The following is a 17,791-nucleotide window of genomic DNA, read 5'->3' as shown; positions in this document are numbered from 1 at the left end:
GTCGCTGGTGTTGCGGGTGATGGTGTGTATATCCGTTATTTAGGTAACGGCTGCTTAGGATTCCGCCCTGACGGCGGCTCACTTTTGAGAAGCCCGGAAGCCGGCCCAGTCAAAAGTGACCCGCTGTAAGAGCGGAACCGCCAGTAGTCCTTACCGCAGAAACGGATATACACACCACCCCAAACCGTTTCTATCGCACTCAAGAGATCAACAGCAACCCAAAAAATCATCGGCCCTTCGAAATCACACCACCCATATACTGATTCAAATCGCGAAAATCCTTAACACTCCAAGGATACGGCGATAGCTTCACACCATTCTCTCGCAAGGTCCTCGGAATCAAATCCCCATTGGGTCGCAGTATTATCGACGACACAATCACACCCGGATAATCACTGAGTCGTTTCTTGAAAGCGGCAGTTGTAAGGTCAGGCGTAGGAGGATTGCTTTTATGAGCCAACGGCCCTGTCCCCTTGATATCTGCGCCGTGACACATGGCACATCTCTGTAAATAGAGATTTTTCCCATTGGCACTATCCGCAAAGGATAGTGATGTTTGAATGAGCGATAAAAACCCTAGCGAAGCGATGACTAATATTTTCATTATGCTTTCGGCACATGCCAATTTTTATGGGCGCAACGCCCTGCGGGAACAAACTCATTCCCACAGGTTTTAGATGCCGGGATTGTTGTCTGTTCGCACAATCTGACTAGAACAGGTAGCCCATGTAGATCGCCGCCCCACCACCAGCCTGCAAGCCAGCGTTCATCCCGGCCATGACCACCGCGCCCTTGGCCGAACGCGCCAGTTGCCGGTTGACTGTGGTCGAAGCAATGAGCGAGGTTGCCGGGTTGGAACTCAGGACCACCGACAACGCCAGCAACTTGGGATCGAGCCCGAACAGCAGCGCTGTGGCCGAACCGCCGATCCCCAGGCCCACGCCCACTTCGGTATACATGCAAGGGCCGGTGATGTCGTCACTGGTCAGGTCGCGATCGACCAGGGCGTCACTGACAAACACTCTGCCAACGCTGTAAAAAGACTCCGCCGCACCCGCAGCCGACACACCCTTGCCCTTGATCTGAATATTGATCTTGCCAAAGCGCGGCAATCGCGCGCCAACACCGACACCTACGCCGACGCCGCCATAGCGGTAACTGACGTCCTCGCCCTGGGGCGAACGCAGGATAATCGAACCGCCACTGCCAGCCACCATGACCACGGTCAGGCCACCACCGCTAGCGGTCTGGTACTGCCAGCGACTCTCATTAACCGGGAGTGGGATGTTATAGCTCATACGTTCAAAGTCCTTTAAGTGAATGAACCGCACCGCGACCGCGCTGGTCGGATGGTTTTCAGCAACCCGACCAGGGTGAAGAACAGCCCCATGGCACCCAACATCACTGGTGTCCCCCACAGTGCACCTCGATCCACGACAAGGGGGTTGGCGGCCGGCTGCTCGGGCAAATAATAAACTCGCACCGGCTGCCCCGGCTCATAGCCGAAGATGAAGCCACCCTGGGGGTAGGAAATTTTTTCACCTTTGCCAGTGGTGAACGCGATTTCGGGGTGAGAACCACCGGCGTTCAGCCGACTAACGATGCCATCGGCGGTCTGTGCCCGGGCGAGGAAGTCGCGACGGTCGAGGGTGAGATTGACGGCAATGCCCAGCAAGCCAATGCCGATCAGCGCAAAAAGCAGGCCCAGCAGTATCGTCCCGATGCGTGACGGGGTGTCGTTAGCCATAGCTTGTCCCGGTATTCATCCATGAAAGAAGGCGGCGAGGATAACAAAAAGCCTGCTATGCCGTAATGCTGTTCATTCGAGGTTTGTGACCGCCGTGGCAAGGGAACTTGCTCCCTCGCCACGGACGCCCATTAGCCTCTTTTGACTTTGAAGCGTCCCAACACCCGCTGCATCAGCGAGGCTCGCTCTGAAAGGTCCTTGGCCGCCACTGCGCACTCTTGCGAGTTCGACTGGTTTTTCTGCGTCACTTCGTCGATCTGCTCAAGCCCGATACTGGCCTGCTGCAAACCTGAAGCCTGCTCGCTGGAGGCCTGGTAGATCAGCGAAACCAGGCTCGACACCGCGCCGGTTCCGCTGACGATGTTCTTCAGCGATTCGGCGGTCCGGCCGGCGATGACCATGCCGCGCTGAGTCTTGCTCGAGGAATCGGCGATCAGCGCGGCGGTCTGCTGGGCGGCCTCGGCACTGCGGGCGGCCAGGCTGCGTACTTCATCGGCCACCACGGCAAAACCGCGCCCAAGCTCACCGGCCCGGGCAGCTTCGATCGCCGCGTTCAGGGCCAGCAGGTTGGTTTGTGCGGCAATGTTGTCGATGGTGGTGATGATCGCAGTGATGTCCTTGCCCGAGTTGTCGATTTCGGCCATGGCGGCAATCAGTTCGCTCATCAATTTGTCGCTTTCCCCGGCATCGGCCCGCGAGGCCTGGGATTGCTCATCGGCTTTCTTGGCGTTGGCGGCGTTGTCCCGGGTCTGGGCGGCCATCTGCGTCATCACCGCGCTGATTTCGGTGATGGACGAGGCGGAATTGGAGGCCCCGTCGGAGAGTGACTGACTCAAGTCGGTAACCTGCGCCGAGCTGCCGGTGATCTGGGTGGCGCTGATCTGAACCTCGGAAATCAGCTGGTTCAGGTTGCTGACCATCTTCTCCAATGACTTGCCAAGGGTGTCATGGGGCGAAGACAAGCGGACCTCCAGGTCCAGGTCACCTTCGGAAATACGCTCGGCCACCCGCACCTGCCGTTGCAGGCTTTCAGACATGTCGTTGAGGGCCGCAGACAACTGCCCGACTTCGTCTTCGGATTTCTGCACCAGGCGACGAGAGAAATCTCCCAGGCTGATGGTGGCGGCCAAGGCGGCGGCTTCGCGAATCGGCCCAACGATTTTTGCCGCGGCATACCACAGGGCAGCCAGGGCCAACAACGAAATGACCAACCCTACCGACACTTGCCAGATGCTGTTGTTGAGGCTGCGTGCCTGCAGCTCCTGCTCCAGGGCGATGGCCTGGCTCATGACCACAGCCTTGGGCAGGCGAATCAACACCGCCCAGGGCTTGCCCGTGCGACCGAGCGCAATGGGCATCAGCACTTCAATGTTCTGTGTTTGCGCATTGAGCAGGCCATCACCCCGACCGGCCTGGATATCGCGGAGCACTTTTTCCCAGGAGTCAGGCAACAAGGCCTTGATCGGCTGGCCAATCAGGTCGGTCCGCTGGCTGTCCGCGACCACCAAGCCCTGGTTACTCAGGATCGAAACCGTGCCTTTGCCGCCGTAGAGATCAGCAGACATCTGCTCGCTGAGTTTCTGGATAAACGCGATATCGAAGTCAGCCCCGACCACACCGTAGAACTTGCCGTTGGACACGATGGGCACCGACAAGGTGGTCAGCCAGACGTTTTTCCCCTGGACCACATAAGGAATGGGGTCGAGCACGCTTTCCTTCAGGGTGTCGCGCGGGCCGCTGTACCAACCGCCCTTGGGCACACCGTTGGGATGACGGTCCGGGGAGTCATACTCGACCAATGGTTGCACCGCGACATGGCCGTCGGCGCTGCGCGTCCAGTAAGGCGTGAAGCGTCCGGTCAGCGGGTTATTGCCATCCTCTGCATTGCGGAACGCCGGATCCTGCCCGTCCAACGCATTCGGTTCCCAGCAGGAATAGGTGCCGTTGAAGTCCGGGTTATCCTTGAGGACGCTGAGCAGTACGCTGTTGATCTGTTCACGCCCCAATGCCAGGGGGCTTTGCGAGGCCTTGCTGGCGGCAAAGGCATTGGCCATGGTGCGGGCCGCATCCAGCGCATTCTGCAACTTGGCCTGGATGGCGTTGGCCCGGGATTCGGCCAGGTTCTGAATTTCCCGGATGGTTGATTTCTCAACCAGTGCGCTGACCTCGGTCGAGACATATTGCTCATTGGCCCGGGCGCTGAAGAGCCCGTAGACAATCAGGCTGATGGATGAAACAAACAGGCATACGCCTGCCGTGACACAAATGCGTGCCTGCAATGACTTGAACTTCATATCATTCCCCGCCTGATTCTATTTATGGCCAACGTCAAAAGACGGCAGCATCTAACGTGTGCACGACACGGCATGACAATCGATCACGGCTGCTACGCCGCCCCCCAAGACAAACACCTTGGAAGAACTTGGCGATACAGCTCTTTATAAGAATTTCAATATGGCAGGTGGGGGGCACAACCCCTGTCCGCCCGCAGCGCAGAAGAGGTCATCAAACCAAGAACCGAAGGCCTTATGTCCGGGACAATAAGGGCGATAGGTGGAAAGAATGTGAAAGCCTGCTTTTCCAGTCACCACAGGGGTCACCCTTGAATAATGCTGCAGATTCCCTTCTAACCATTAACCACAACAGCAAATTAACACGACCAACCCTTATACAAATACCCACTTAAGGCTTATACAAACCAGTACTTTGGTCGCAACAGCAACGTACTTATCAAGTACAAGATTCAAGTTGAGACTCTCTCGTTGCACGGCACTGGCCGCCACCCCGCAATGGCGACCTCGGGCAAGATATGAGCACCAGGCTACACTCCATGCGCGTCCTGCAAGGCACAACGCTCAAGCGCCTTCTTCCGCATGGATAGGGAGATTCTCATGCACAGTCTCGCAGACTACGGATATACGAAGAGACCAGCCCCCGCCCCCGCCATTCGTGCAGTGCTGCCAGCCACTGGCGACATTGAACGGCACCCTCCTGGCTGAGTATTCCCTCGGCTACCTCAAGTCCGGGAGCGGTTGATTCGCTCCGGGACCTGTTCGCGACCCAACACTTGAAAAGACTTCCCGATCAATTGCATCGGCGTAGCAGGCACAGGCGCGCCGGATTCGTGGGAGCGCAACCGTGCCCATGCACTGCGCGCGCTCTCACGTCCGAAAACAACCGCAAGGCGTCCACCCAATGTCGTGAAAAGGAGATCAACATGAACAACCTGAGCGATATAGCGCTGGCAACATCCACCAACCCCAGCACCTTCCTCACGGTCCCGCTCGGCGATCCGGTCCAGGCTGACAACGGCAACATTCCACCCAACACGCGGATGCTGCCCGGCCAGTGGGCGGCAGCGGACGGTAACGGCTATGTGTTGCTGCTGCAGCCTGACGGCAACCTGGTGCTGTACCAGGTCGTCACAGGTCCCGTGGCGGCCAACAGCTCGTTCACCGGTAGCGCGATCTGGGCCACTGGCACCAACAACGGTGCCTACTTCGATGTCCAGACCGATGGCAACCTGGTCCTGGGTACCAGCGACGGCAACGTGGCATGGTCGCCCTACACCAACGGCATCGACCCTCAGGAACTGCTCGTCCAGACCGACGGTAACCTCGTGCTGTACAACACCCTCAACCAAGCCTGCTGGGCCTCGAGCAGCAATCACTATCAGGTTTGGCCGCCGACTCGCTGGGTCAATGTGCAAAGCCACCTCGTCGCGCCCGAGAAAGGCGTGCCCTTTGTACTCACCGCCAGTTCCGACGGCGTGACGTTGAGCCCCTTCGTGGCCGGTTCGCCCAACCAGATCTGGCAAGTCACCGCCGATGGACGGCTGCTCAGTGGCCTGCTCGACGGGTTGGTGTTGGGTCAGGATGCCGGCAGCAGTACGCCAATCAACACCACACAGAGTGTACCCGTCCCGGTCGAGCAGACCTGGCTCTGGGGAACGGGGCTCGGCCCCACGGCCATCCAGAACAGCGCTTCGAATCAGTATCTGAGTGTCGATATCACGGGGGGCTCGGTACAGATGCAAGACACCGACACCTCGAGCCAATGGTACTTCATGCCGACCACGCCCCTGGACAGCATCATGGCCTTGCCGGCGTCCGACCCGGCCTTCCCGGCCTTTACGCCTGACCAACAGGCTGTCTATGACTGGATAAACAACAAACTGGCGGCCATGAACAATCAGCGCCATTTGATCCTGCGCGAGCAGTACACCAACGGCGCCAGCACTCTGGACAATTACCGGCAAGACATGCTCGGCCTGGACTACAGCGCGTTCCCACCGCAAGTCTGGCAACCCGTAGTGGAGCAGTTGAAGTTGGAGCTCAGCGCAGCGAGCGCCGTCAACAGCCTGTTCGCCTGCTACACCAGTTTCCACACCCTGTTATTCGTGGACCAAGGAGCGCTGCTCTCCGAACTGGGCCTGGATGCCGGCTTCGAGGACGGTGACTCGACCAATATCGGCGGCATCATCCTGGCGGTGCTCTCGGGCGTCATCTACACCGTGCTCTCGGCTGAAACGATGGAAGGCGACATCAATTATTTCGCCGTCGCGGCCAACGTTCTCCAGAGCGGCATCAATGTGGCGGTCGCGGCCCAGAGCTCGAATGTTTCTCCCAGCCTGTTCCAGGTGGCCTATGCCGACCTGTGGGGACAATTGAGCACTACCTTCGAAGGGTTGCTGGACACGTTCGACACCATGGAAACCGCCATCCTGACAGACTGGGCCAAGCTGAAAATCACCTATACGCTGATCGCCTCGACAGCGCCCGACGGATTGTTCTGGAACTCCGGTGAAACTGGAAATATGGTGAAAGCCGCCAAGCAGGGTTACGTGCTGTCGGTGATGCAGATGCTGCTGCCGGCCAAATACCAGATCTACCAATACCTGGACGTCAATAACAACCCCATCGACGGTGTGCCCGCCTATGCGCAGTACATCACACCCGCGATCGACGGGACCTACTTCAAATACTGGATCGCCGATTCGACGGACTGGTCAATCTATCCGGAAGAAATCGCGCTCACCCAGGTCTGGGACAATGGCGGCTCGAAGGACGACTTCTTTAACAGCAGGAACGGTTGGGCGTTCGCCTTGACACGGCCCTACACCTACAGCGGCAACGCCGCCAATTACCTGGTAATCGCGCTTACCAACCTGAGCCCGAACACGCTGGTGGCCACGGTGTTCAATCCGTCCCCCACCTCCGCCGGGCCGTCCCCACAAACCCTGTATCCCTACGAGACGGTATTGATCGAGGCCGAAGCTGCATATCCTGGTGGCGTAGCGATCACTCTCTCGATCTTCGACCCTTCCCGTGGCAACTACTTCGACGAGCCAATCGCCTCGTTCGATGCCTTTCAGGATTACTCTGGGTTCGCGGCCGGTAATGTGCGCACCGCCAACGCCACGACGGCGGGCGATTACCAACTGTCGACACCGCTGTGCAACACGGGCGGGTACAAGCAATACCCCGGCGCTATCCAGGCCAGTATCTACCGTCCTTGAGGGGTGAATCGCAGGCATGAGGAGCGGGAGTTCCGCTCGAAGAAAAAGCCGTGTTGATCGGCGGGCTTGCTCCGAAGGCGTTGGGTCGGTTTGCATTGATACAGGATGTGCCGACGCCTTCGCGAGCAAGCTCGCTCCCACAGGTTTTTGTGTCGTGTGCAGATGGCCGAGAACACCCACCAACCCATGTGGGAGCGGGCTTGCTCGCGAAGGCGTCGGCTCAGCTACATGGATCTTCTCGCCTCAAGCCTTTCGAGTCCTCGGCAAGAAAATCGCCAACACCCCGAACAGCGGCAGGAACGAGCACAACCAGTACACATACTCGATGCCACGGATGTCCGCCAGGTGCCCCAGCAGCGCGGCGCCAATCCCGCCGAAACCGAACATCAGCCCGAAGAACACACCGGCGATCATCCCGACATTGCCCGGTACCAGTTCCTGGGCATACACCACGATGGCCGAGAACGCCGAGGCCAGGATGAAGCCGATGACCACGCTGAGGATGCTGGTCCACAACAGGTCGACATGAGGCAGGATCAGGGTGAACGGTGCCACGCCGAGGATCGAGAACCAGATCACCGCCTTGCGCCCGATCCTGTCGCCAATCGGTCCACCGAAGAAGGTCCCCGCCGCCACCGCCCCGAGAAACAGGAACAGGTGCAACTGCGAAGAGGCCACCGACAGGTCGAACTTCTCGATCAGATAGAACGTGAAGTAGCTGGTGAAACTGGCCATGTAGAAATACTTGGAAAACACCAGCAGCCCCAGCACCACCAGCGCACTCAAGACCCGTCCCTTGGATAGGCCATGCGTGGCCGCCTGGCCTTGCTTGAGTTTGAACAGGTTCAGGTGGTTGGCGTACCAACGGCTGATGCGGTACAGCACGAACAGCGCAAACAGGGCGAACAACCCGAACCAGGCCACATTGCCTTGCCCATAGGGAATGATGATCGCCGCCGCCAGCAGCGGGCCGAAGGCTGAGCCGGCGTTACCGCCCACCTGGAAGGTCGATTGCGCCAGCCCGTAGCGGCCGCCCGAGGCCAATCGCGCCACCCGCGACGCTTCCGGATGAAAGGTCGACGAGCCAATCCCGATCAACGCCGCCGCCAACAGGATCAAGGCAAAACTGCCGACCATGGACATCATCACGATGCCGATCAGCGTGCACACCGTCCCAGCCGGCAGCAGCCAGGGCTTGGGGTGCCGGTCAGTGTGATAGCCGACCCAAGGCTGCAACAAAGAGGCGGTCAACTGGAACGTCAGCGTGATCAAGCCAACCTGCGTGAACGTCAGGCCATAGCTATCCTTGAGCATTGGATAAATCGAGGGCAGCACGGCCTGGATCAAGTCATTGATCAGGTGCGCCAGCGCCACGGCACCGATGATCCGCATGACCAACGGGCTGCTTTGCGCAGTGGCGGCAACGGCTGGGGTCTCGGCCTGGGTATTGCTGATAGCCATGGGAGTTTCCATACGACAGAGGGTGCACACGGGCAGGTGCGTCAATGTGCCATTTTTCGGTGCAGCAAGGCTATCCCCTTAGCTAGCTATCGACCTCGAAAAATTGCCGAAATCCAAGGTGATAGCCCTACGCCATGGTCTGAATCTTGCCTTGTTAATGGCCTACAACGCGGCTCCTTACAAAGGGGACCGAGAATGGGAAGTTTCGCTACAGAGCTGGCCTACCGAGCCGATTTGGACAAACTTTCGAGGCCTTTTAAAAGGGCACCTGTTTCAGCACTTGTGTAGAAAACGCACAAAAATAGTGCAAGGGTGTTCAGGGGAGTATGGGCATGCAGGCTTTTCTATCACCGGGAATCAGGTTGTTGGGGCATTTCGGCTTCGCCCGCAAATTCCAATTGCTGTTCCTGCTTTTTATCCTGCCGCTCATGGGCAGCCTGTGGCTCATCGGCCAGGACTATCGCGACAAACTCAGCCTGATTTCCGGGGAACGCGCCGGGGTGCGCCAATTGCTGGCCCTGGATAACCTGGACAACCTGCTCACCGCCCAGCGCAACCGCGCCGCCCGCTGGCGCGCCACCGAAACCAATCGGCAGCCGACACCCGCGACGCTGGCCGCCATGGCGGCGTATGACGCAGTGCAACCGGCCCTTACCCAGGCCGCCAGTGACCTGGGCAACGCCCTGCAAACCGAAGGGGCCGAGGCCGATACCCTCGCCCGCTATCAAGCCCTGCAAACCAGCCTCAACGGCCTGGATTCGAAGAGCCTGGGCAGCGTGGGCTGGTGGCCGGATGGCTACGACCGCTTCACCGCTGCCCTCAGCGCCCTGCAAGCCTTGCGCGAGCAGATGGTCATGGACAACCGCCTGACCCTCGCCTCCTGGCTGGAAACGTATTTGCTGACGCAGATTTCCACTCAGCAGACGCCGGACCTGATCGAACGGGTCGGTCGCCTGGCCAGCGTTGGACAAGCTTCCGTGGTATCAGGCCAGTTCACGTTGCAGAGTCGCCTGCAACTGCGGGACCTGCGCAGCCGTATCGGCGACGCCCGGGACCAGTTGGTCAAGACCGGAGCGCTGCTGGAAACCCGCCTGCCCAGCGATCTGCAAACCTGGGCCGGACAATACCAGGGCAGCCTCAAGCACTTGGATGCCGGCCTGAAAGTGTTGGATGACGGCGTGTTCGGCGGTTCCATCAATCTCAAGCCCGAAGACTTCGAGAAACACATGGACGCCCTCCTCGTCGACCTGGCGACCCTGCGGCAACAGTCACTGGTGGCACTGGATACGCGGCTGGACCACTACCACGGTTCGGCGATTCGCCAGTTCACCCTGGTAGCAACGGTACTGGGCTGCCTGCTGCTGGCGGCGCTGTATCTTTTTGTTTGCCTGCAAGCGTCGATCCGGCGCAGCGCCAGCGGCATCACCCTGCTGGCCGAAGCCCTGCGCGACGGAAATCTCAGCTTGCAAGTGCCAGTGCAAGGACGCGATGAACTGGCGGCCATCAGCACCGCCCTCAACGTCGCCGTGGTGCAGCTGCGCAACAGCCTGCTGGGGGTGGACCACGAAACGTTGCAGTTGAGCAACGCCGTACGCACCCTCAATACCCACTCCAGCGGCGCCCTGGGCGAAGTCGAAGCCCAGCAGATGCAGATCAGCCAGATCGCTGCCGCCGCAACACAACTGGCCGCCACCTCCCAGGGCGTGGCGAAGAGTTGTGAACAGGCCTCCGATAGCGCCCAGCAGACCCGCCGCATCGCCACCGACAGCAGCCGCGACAGCCAACGCACCACGGCCAGCATCCAGCAGCTCAACCAGCGCCTCAACGAAACCGCCGCCGCATTGGGGCGGGTCAGCGAACAGGGGCAACAGATCCAACTGGTGGTCGATACCATTCGTGGCGTGGCCGAGCAGACCAATCTTTTGGCCCTCAATGCCGCCATCGAAGCCGCTCGCGCCGGGGAACAGGGCCGTGGTTTCGCGGTGGTGGCCGACGAGGTGCGCAGCCTGTCGCAACGCACCCAATCCTCCACGCAACAGATTGCCGCCACCGTCGACAGCCTGCGCGCCACGGTCAACGAAGCCGTCAGCCTGATGGAAGCCGCCTGCGGCCAGGCCCAGACCGACGCCCAAGCAGTCACCGGCCTTGGCGAACGGCTGGGAGAAATAGCCAGCGCGGTGCAAAGCGTCACCGACACCCTGGCGCAAATCGCCACCGCCGTGGATGAGCAAGCCAGCACCGCCGACGAGGTCAGCGGCAATATCCAGCAGGTCGACCAGGCAGCGATGCGTTTGCTTGAAGGCGCAAGGGCCGTGAACCTGGCGGCGGATACCCTGAGCCAGGGAAGCCGGGCCCTGAGTGCCAACACAGGGAGATTTCAGCTCGGTTGATAGCGATTTGCAGCGAGGATTGTTAAGCGGTTGAAAGCGCAGAGAAATATTTCAGATTTACGCTTGACACATCTTCGTTACCGGCGAATAATGCGCGCCACTTGGCTACATAGCTCAGTTGGTTAGAGCATAGCATTCATAATGCTGGGGTCCGGGGTTCAAGTCCCTGTGTAGCCACCAAGTACTAAAAACGGCCTATCGAAAGATAGGCCGTTTTTTTATGCCTCGAGAAAAGTGCCTGTCCTCTCAGGATTTGGTTGCCCCCCTGTGGCGAGAGGCCTTGTTGATTTGCGCCACACGCCTCGCATCGCTACAGTCGATCTCCATACCCCTGGCCCACGGATGGAGCGACACGTGCTTATAGATCTGAAACCAAACCTTCATCGTCTTTCAGCCGTTTCGTTGCTGGCTGTCGCGCTAACGCTTAGCGCCTGCAAGGCCCCGCCCTCCTCCTCCGCCACACCGGCATTACCCGCGCCGCCGGAAATCACCTCAGGCTACCGCACCGATGTGCAGACCCGTTACGCCGACAAGCACATGGCGGCCGCGGCCAACCCGTTGGCGGCCGAGGCCGGGCGGGAGATGTTGCGACGTGGCGGCTCGGCCATCGACGCGGCGATTGCGATGCAAGCGGTACTGACGCTGGTGGAGCCGCAATCTTCAGGCATCGGCGGCGGCGCGTTCATTGTGCTGTGGGATGGCGAGGCCGTGCGCACCTACGACGGTCGCGAAACGGCACCGGCTGGCGCCACCGAAAGACTTTTCCTGCAAGCCGACGGCAAACCCATGCCGTTTACCGCCGCTCAGATCGGCGGCCGCTCCGTGGGTACGCCGGGGGTGCTGCGCGCCCTGGAACTGGCCCATCGCAAACACGGGCGCCTGAAATGGGCGACACTGTTCGAGCCGGCCATCGCGCTGGCAGAGCAGGGTTTTGCAATCTCGCCCAGGCTGCATTCGTTGATCGCGACCGATCCGTCCCTGCCGGGCTCGCCGGATATGGCCGCCTACTTCCTGAACGCCGATGGCAGCCCGAAAGCCGTCGGTACGACACTGAAGAATCCAGCCTTGGCCGGCGTGCTCAAGCGCATCGCCAAAGAAGGCCCGGATGCGTTGTACAAAGGGCCGGTGGCCGAGGAGATGGTCGCCAAGGTGCGAGGTCACGCCAATCCCGGCAGCCTTTCGCTCAATGACCTCCAGGGCTACGCCGCCCGAGAGCGCGCGCCGTTGTGCTCCGACTACAAGCGCTGGCAAGTGTGCGGCATGGCCCCCCCTTCTTCTGGCGGGATCGCCTTGGCGCAGATCCTCGGGACATTGCAGGCCCTGGAACAACGCGACAGCCACAATGCCCTCGCGCCGTTGAAACCACTCAAGACCGAAAAACCCGCCGGCCTCGAGCCCGCGCCCGAGGCGGCGCACTTGATCGCTGAAGCGGAACGCCTGGCCTACGCTGACCGCGCCCAGTACGTCGCCGACTCGGATTTTGTTCCCGTGCCGGTCAAAGGCCTGGTCGACCCGGGCTATCTGGCCAGCCGCGCAGGCCTGATCGGCGCACGCAGCATGGGCGTCGCCAAGCCCGGGACACCGCCGGGCATTCAAGTGGCCTATGCGCCGGACCGTTCGCCACTGCGCATTTCCACCTCGCAAGTGGTGGCGGTGGATGACCAGGGCGGTGCAGTGTCCATGACCACCACGGTGGAATCGGCGTTTGGCTCGCACTTGATGGTCCAGGGTTTCATGCTCAACAACCAGATGACTGACTTCTCGTTCATCCCTGAAGAAAACGGGCAAAAAGTCGCCAACCGCGTCGAACCCGGCAAACGCCCGCGCTCGTCCATGGCGCCGACGCTGATCTTCGATCGTCAAAGTGGTGAGCTGCTGGCCGCTGTTGGTTCACCGGGCGGCTCGCAAATTATCGAATACGTCGCCAAGTCAGTGATTGGCCTGCTCGACTGGAACCTGGACCCGCAAACCGCCATCAACTTCCCCAACTTCGGCAGCCGCAACGGCCCCACCGAACTGGAAAAGGGGCAGTTCAGCCCGACGCTGATCCAGGCGCTGAAAGACAAAGGCCATGCGGTAAGCGAGATCGACATGAACAGCGGCACCCAGGCGATCGTCCGGGTGCGTGATGCACAAGGGAAAACGTCGCTGGCCGGCGGCGCGGACCCGCGGCGCGAAGGTGCCGCGCTGGGGGATTGAGCGCTCGCCGATCAGGTTGAGTCAGCGTGCAAGGATGTTGAATGTGTGGCCGCCATCGCGAGCAAGCTCGCTCCCACAGGAGGTGGCGGCGAACACAATATCAAGGCTATTCAGGGAGAACTGTGGGAGCGAGCCTGCTCGCGATGACGGCGGCTCGCTCAGCAGTTTTCCTCAGGTCGATAGCTGGTTGGCAAACTGGCTCACCGCATCGACCACCTTCTTCGCCCCGTCCTGGATCTCGACGATCACCGTGCCCGCCTCGGCGGCCAGGGCCAGGCCGTGCTCGGCCTGGTGCTGACCGTCGGTCATCAGGGCCACGGCATTGCGGGCCATGTCCTGGTTCTGGCGGACCACGCCAACGATTTCATCGGTCGCCTGGCTGGTGCGCGATGCCAGTTGTCGCACTTCATCGGCCACCACCGCAAAACCGCGACCTTGCTCGCCGGCCCGGGCCGCTTCGATCGCGGCGTTGAGCGCCAGCAGGTTGGTTTGTTCGGCGATGCCGCTGATGGTCTTGACGATGGTACCAATCACCAGGGATTGCTCGTTCAACGCCTCGATGCCTTCACCAGCGGTTTGCATGTGCCGGGCCAGGTCGCGCATCACCTCCACGGCCTGGGTCACCACCGTCGTGCCGCGCTGGGCGGTGTTGTCGGTCTGCAGCGAGGTGCTGTAGGCGATGCTGGCCGCATCAGCGACGGCTTTTTCCTGGTTGACCTGGTCGGTGATATTGGTGGCGAACTTGACCACTTTGTACAGTCGATCGTTGGCATCGACCACCGGGTTGTAGGAGGCTTCCAGCCAGACCTCACGACCGTTGCTGTCGAGACGCTTGAAGCGGCCGGCCACGAATTCACCGCTGTTCAGGCGTTTCCAGAACTGCTGGTAGGCCGCACTGTTGTATTCCTCGGGTTCACAAAACGTGCGGTGATGCTTGCCCTTGATCTGCGCAAGGCTGTAACCCATGGCATTGAGGAAACGATCATTGGCCGTCAGCACGTGACCACCCAAATCGAATTCGATCACCGCCGTTGAACGCACCAACGCACCGATGAGGTTTTCATGCTCGCGAGAGGCCTCGATGGTGCGGGTCAGGTCATTGGAATACATCGAAAAATAGCGGATCCGCCCGTCTGCACCCCGTACAGGCTGGAGGATCGAACGCAGCCAGGCTTCCTGGCCATTGCCTCGCAGCAAGCGCACGGCACCGGAAAAGTGCTCGCCACGGGTCAGCGCCGACTTGAAACGAACCTGGAACTCATTGGATTTCAAATACGCAGGGACCAGTTCATCCACTGGCCGGCCGATCAAGTCCTGGCTCTTGTAGCGCATCTCGTCGAGGAAATTCTGATTGACCGATTGAATCCGTCCATCGGCATCCAGGGTGAGGCCAAGCATTTCGCGATCCAGGCTTTCCTTGACTTGCGCAAGGCTGGACAGTTCTTGGCGAAGAGCCAGCAGCTCCTGCTTCAGGCGGTTGTTGAACATGGGTAGCTCCGACAGCAGGAGAATTAAATGCTGTTCCCTAGCCATCGGCCCGGCGATTTTTTTCTAAAGAGCACCACGAGCCCCTGGTGAAAATATTCCAGGACGCCCTCGAACCCGATAAACCTCCCATGGTCACTGGATTGTTCTACTGTTGCGCCTGACCTTTGAAGCCTTTGCCATCAATACCCATAACCATAAAAACGAGGTAATTGCCGTGACCACCGACATCGAAGACAGCCGTTCCGCCCGCTTCGCCTTGCGCTGTTCCAGTTTCGCCGAGCGCTGGTTCCCCGACTCCTGGGTCTTCGCCGCGCTGGCGGTGCTGGTGGTCGCCGTGGCGACACAATTCATCGGCGCCACGCCCACGGCGGCAGCCATGGCGTTCGGCGACGGCTTCTGGAGCCTGATCCCGTTCACCATGCAAATGGCCTTCGTGGTGATCGGCGGATACGTGGTCGCCAGCTCGCCACCGGCCGTCAAATTGATTGACCGCCTGGCACGGATTCCGACCAACGGCCGCTCCGCTGTGGCGTGGGTGGCGCTGATCTCCATGGTCGCGTCGTTGCTCAACTGGGGCCTGTCGTTGGTGTTTGGCGGTTTGCTGGTGCGCGCCCTTGCCCGGCGCACCGACTTGAAAATGGACTATCGCGCCGCCGGGGCCGCTGCTTACCTGGGCCTGGGCGCAGTGTGGGCCCTGGGCTTGTCTTCGTCGGCAGCGCAATTGCAGGCCAACCCGGCCAGCCTGCCGCCCTCGATCCTGTCCATTACCGGCGTCATTCCCTTTACCCAGACCATTTTTCTCTGGCAGTCCGGGGTCATGTTGCTGGCGCTGATCGTGATTTCCCTGATCGTCGCCTACGCCACCGCCCCCGGGCCGAACAGCGCCCGTGACGCCGCCGCTTGCGGTATCGACCCCAGTTTCAGCATGCCGGCGTTGCAGCCGCGTACCCGCCCAGGAGAATGGCTGGAGCACAGTCCGCTGCTGATCATCGCCCTGGTGCTGTTGGCGGCCGGCTGGCTGTTCCACGAGTTCTCGACCAAGCCTGCGATCAGTGCCATTTCCGGGCTCAACACTTATAACTTCCTGTTCATCATGCTGGGCGCCTTGCTGCACTGGCGGCCGCGCAGTTTTCTCGACGCCGTGGCTCGCGCGGTGCCGACCACCACCGGCGTGTTGATCCAGTTTCCGTTGTACGGCTCGATCGCCGCGCTGCTGACCACGGTCAAAGGCAGCGATGCCCAGACCCTGGCCCACCACATCTCGACCTTTTTCGTACAAATCGCCTCCCATGACACCTACGCCTTGTTGATGGGCGTCTATTCGGCGGTACTGGGCTTCTTCATTCCTTCTGGCGGCGGCAAGTGGATCATTGAAGCGCCCTACGTCATGCAGGTGGCCAACGACCTGAACTATCACCTGGGCTGGGCGGTGCAAATCTATAACGCCGCCGAAGCGCTGCCGAACCTTATCAACCCGTTCTACATGCTGCCGTTGCTCGGGGTCCTGGGGCTGAAGGCCAGGGACCTGATCGGTTTTTCCTTCGTGCAGCTGCTGGTGCATACGCCGTTGGTGCTGGCGCTGCTATGGGCGCTGGGGACAACATTGAGTTATTTGCCGCCAGTGATGCCATAAAGCCATAAAAAAGGGCCGATATTTCCATCGGCCCACTTCTTCTTCGGCCCGGTCTGTTTCAGTATGGATGCGCCCTGTTTTGAGGGGCCCACACGCTGAAAAGGATCTGAGCATGTCCAAACTCGCCGTACTTTCTTTTGCCGCCCTGGCCTTCAGTGCCGCCGCCCACGCCACCGACATTGACGTACAACTGGGTAGCACCGAACGCGTCACCCGTCTCTTTGCCTTCCCCAATAACTGCAACGTCATCTGCTTTCGCGACTGGACCCTGGAACAGACCGTCGAGCACTACCTGACTCAAAGCGTGCAGCGCGACGGCTACGGCACGGCCAAGGTCCACGTCAAAATCGATAACGACAAGGTCTATGCCAGCATCAGCGGCGTACCGAAGAGCTACGGCCAACCACTCAAGGCCCTGCTCGACGCCGGTGACCTGGCGTACAACGGTGCCTCGAAACTCAACAGCGACAAGAAATGGTCCTACAACTGGTATCTGTTCCTGCCGCTGGGCATGGCCCTGGAAAACCGCAAGAGTGTCGAGTTGCTGCACTTCCCGCCGGACTACTCCCTGACCCAGGCCCAGGACTACCTGGAGTCGGCCACCACCGACCGTTGGGCCACGCTGCTGACCGTCAACGGCATTGCGGTTGAACAGACGCCGGCCTACCAGACCATTATCGACATCGCGCCCATCGCGGCACCGTCCAATGCTGGCAGCACATTGGAAGGGCTCTACAGCTACTTCAACGATTACCAAACCACCATGGTCACACAGGTCACCCAAGCCGCCAGCGGCGCCGCATTGCCGATGGTGGCCTTCGGAGCGCCCGTTCGGAACTGGATCAAGACCCAGTACGGCCAGACCGTGAATGTGCTCAGCTTGGCGACCATCACAACCGGCAGCGGGGTCAAGGTTCCGGTCCTGGGCTCCAACCACCCGAGCTATATCTGGTACGCCGCCGACAAGGACAGCTACGACGGTGACGAAGCCAAGGCCGATGCCGCCGGCCTGAAAGTCATGGGCCAGGACCTGAGTGCTTCATGCTGGCAGGCCGGCATGGGCAGCAAGCCAGGCACCGACCCGAGCACACTGCTGAACCAGTGCACGCAAACCTGGCAAGTCACGCAAAAGGAAAAGACCTGCGAATTGTTCTACACCTCCATTCGCAACTTGACGCCGGATGAAGCGGCGAAAAAATGCGAAACACCGGCGATCAAGTCGCAACTTCCACAACTGAAGGTGCCCATGCCACTGCCAGCCGAGGCGGTCTAAACCTTGAGGCGCCTTCCCGCGTAGGCTGGCGCTGACGCGGGGAAGCGCCTTTGGCACCTGTCAGAGTCGACAGTAGATGACG

The 17,791-nt window shown here is 60.3% G+C and carries 10 protein-coding genes, 1 tRNA gene and 3 pseudogenes; 6 read left to right on the top strand and 8 right to left on the bottom strand.

The genetic code is table 11. The features are described 5' to 3' along the window. Positions 1-226: 226 nt before the first annotated feature. The 5 genes and pseudogenes from AB4O09_RS05895 to AB4O09_RS05875 all read right to left on the bottom strand — a co-directional run. Positions 227-604 (bottom strand): c-type cytochrome, encoded by a 378-nt coding sequence (locus AB4O09_RS05895; protein ID WP_003205536.1) that lies wholly within the window; start codon positions 602-604, stop codon positions 227-229. Positions 605-710: 106 nt separating this feature from the next. Then, positions 711-1,298, bottom strand: a complete 588-nt coding sequence (locus tag AB4O09_RS05890) for a hypothetical protein (protein WP_003205538.1) — start codon at positions 1,296-1,298, stop codon at positions 711-713. 14 nt (positions 1,299-1,312) lie between these two features. After that, on the bottom strand, positions 1,313-1,747 hold the full coding sequence (locus AB4O09_RS05885; protein ID WP_003205539.1) for a DUF3592 domain-containing protein: 435 nt from the start codon (positions 1,745-1,747) through the stop codon (positions 1,313-1,315). 131 nt (positions 1,748-1,878) lie between these two features. Further along, positions 1,879-2,667 carry a methyl-accepting chemotaxis protein gene (locus AB4O09_RS05880; protein WP_371916743.1) on the bottom strand — a complete coding sequence of 263 codons (789 nt, stop codon included), beginning with the start codon at positions 2,665-2,667 and terminating at the stop codon, positions 1,879-1,881. A 111-nt stretch (positions 2,668-2,778) separates the two neighbouring features. Beyond that, positions 2,779-3,801 (bottom strand): annotated as a pseudogene (locus AB4O09_RS05875) (methyl-accepting chemotaxis protein); the annotation flags it as partial. A 1,163-nt stretch (positions 3,802-4,964) separates the two neighbouring features. Here AB4O09_RS05875 and AB4O09_RS05870 point away from each other — a divergent pair. Beyond that, positions 4,965-7,265 (top strand): hypothetical protein, encoded by a 2,301-nt coding sequence (locus AB4O09_RS05870; RefSeq protein WP_013694211.1) that lies wholly within the window; start codon positions 4,965-4,967, stop codon positions 7,263-7,265. 243 nt (positions 7,266-7,508) lie between these two features. Here the strand turns inward: AB4O09_RS05870 and AB4O09_RS05865 are convergent, their stop codons facing one another. After that, positions 7,509-8,726 (bottom strand): MFS transporter, encoded by a 1,218-nt coding sequence (locus AB4O09_RS05865; protein WP_003205547.1) that lies wholly within the window; start codon positions 8,724-8,726, stop codon positions 7,509-7,511. 332 nt (positions 8,727-9,058) lie between these two features. Here AB4O09_RS05865 and AB4O09_RS05860 point away from each other — a divergent pair, with 332 nt between their 5' ends. The 3 genes from AB4O09_RS05860 (at position 9,059) to ggt (ending at position 13,315) form a co-directional block, all read left to right on the top strand. Continuing rightward, a complete protein-coding gene (locus AB4O09_RS05860) occupies positions 9,059-11,116 on the top strand; it encodes a methyl-accepting chemotaxis protein (RefSeq protein ID WP_013694212.1) in 2,058 nt (685 codons plus the stop codon). A gap of 103 nt (positions 11,117-11,219) precedes the next feature. Beyond that, positions 11,220-11,296: transfer RNA gene (locus AB4O09_RS05855), tRNA-Met, on the top strand. A gap of 174 nt (positions 11,297-11,470) precedes the next feature. After that, positions 11,471-13,315 carry a gamma-glutamyltransferase gene (gene ggt, locus AB4O09_RS05850; RefSeq protein ID WP_013694213.1) on the top strand — a complete coding sequence of 615 codons (1,845 nt, stop codon included), beginning with the start codon at positions 11,471-11,473 and terminating at the stop codon, positions 13,313-13,315. Between the two features lie 171 nt (positions 13,316-13,486). Here ggt and AB4O09_RS05845 read toward each other — a convergent pair. Continuing rightward, positions 13,487-13,918: pseudogene (locus AB4O09_RS05845) on the bottom strand (methyl-accepting chemotaxis protein); the annotation flags it as partial. Positions 13,919-14,026: 108 nt separating this feature from the next. Further along, positions 14,027-14,713, bottom strand: a pseudogene (locus tag AB4O09_RS05840) (PAS domain-containing protein); the annotation flags it as partial. A 304-nt stretch (positions 14,714-15,017) separates the two neighbouring features. Between AB4O09_RS05840 and AB4O09_RS05835 the strand changes: the two are divergent. Then, on the top strand, positions 15,018-16,436 hold the full coding sequence (locus AB4O09_RS05835; RefSeq protein WP_003205576.1) for a short-chain fatty acid transporter: 1,419 nt from the start codon (positions 15,018-15,020) through the stop codon (positions 16,434-16,436). Between the two features lie 112 nt (positions 16,437-16,548). Beyond that, positions 16,549-17,709: a hypothetical protein gene (locus AB4O09_RS05830; RefSeq protein WP_013694214.1), complete on the top strand. Its 1,161-nt coding sequence runs from the start codon at positions 16,549-16,551 to the stop codon at positions 17,707-17,709. The last annotated feature ends 82 nt before the right edge of the window (positions 17,710-17,791 follow it).

It is taken from the genome of Pseudomonas sp. H1_F01 (genome assembly GCF_054681425.1).
Note: the sequence above shows the minus strand (reverse complement) of the source record. Positions and strands in the feature narration are given on the sequence as shown.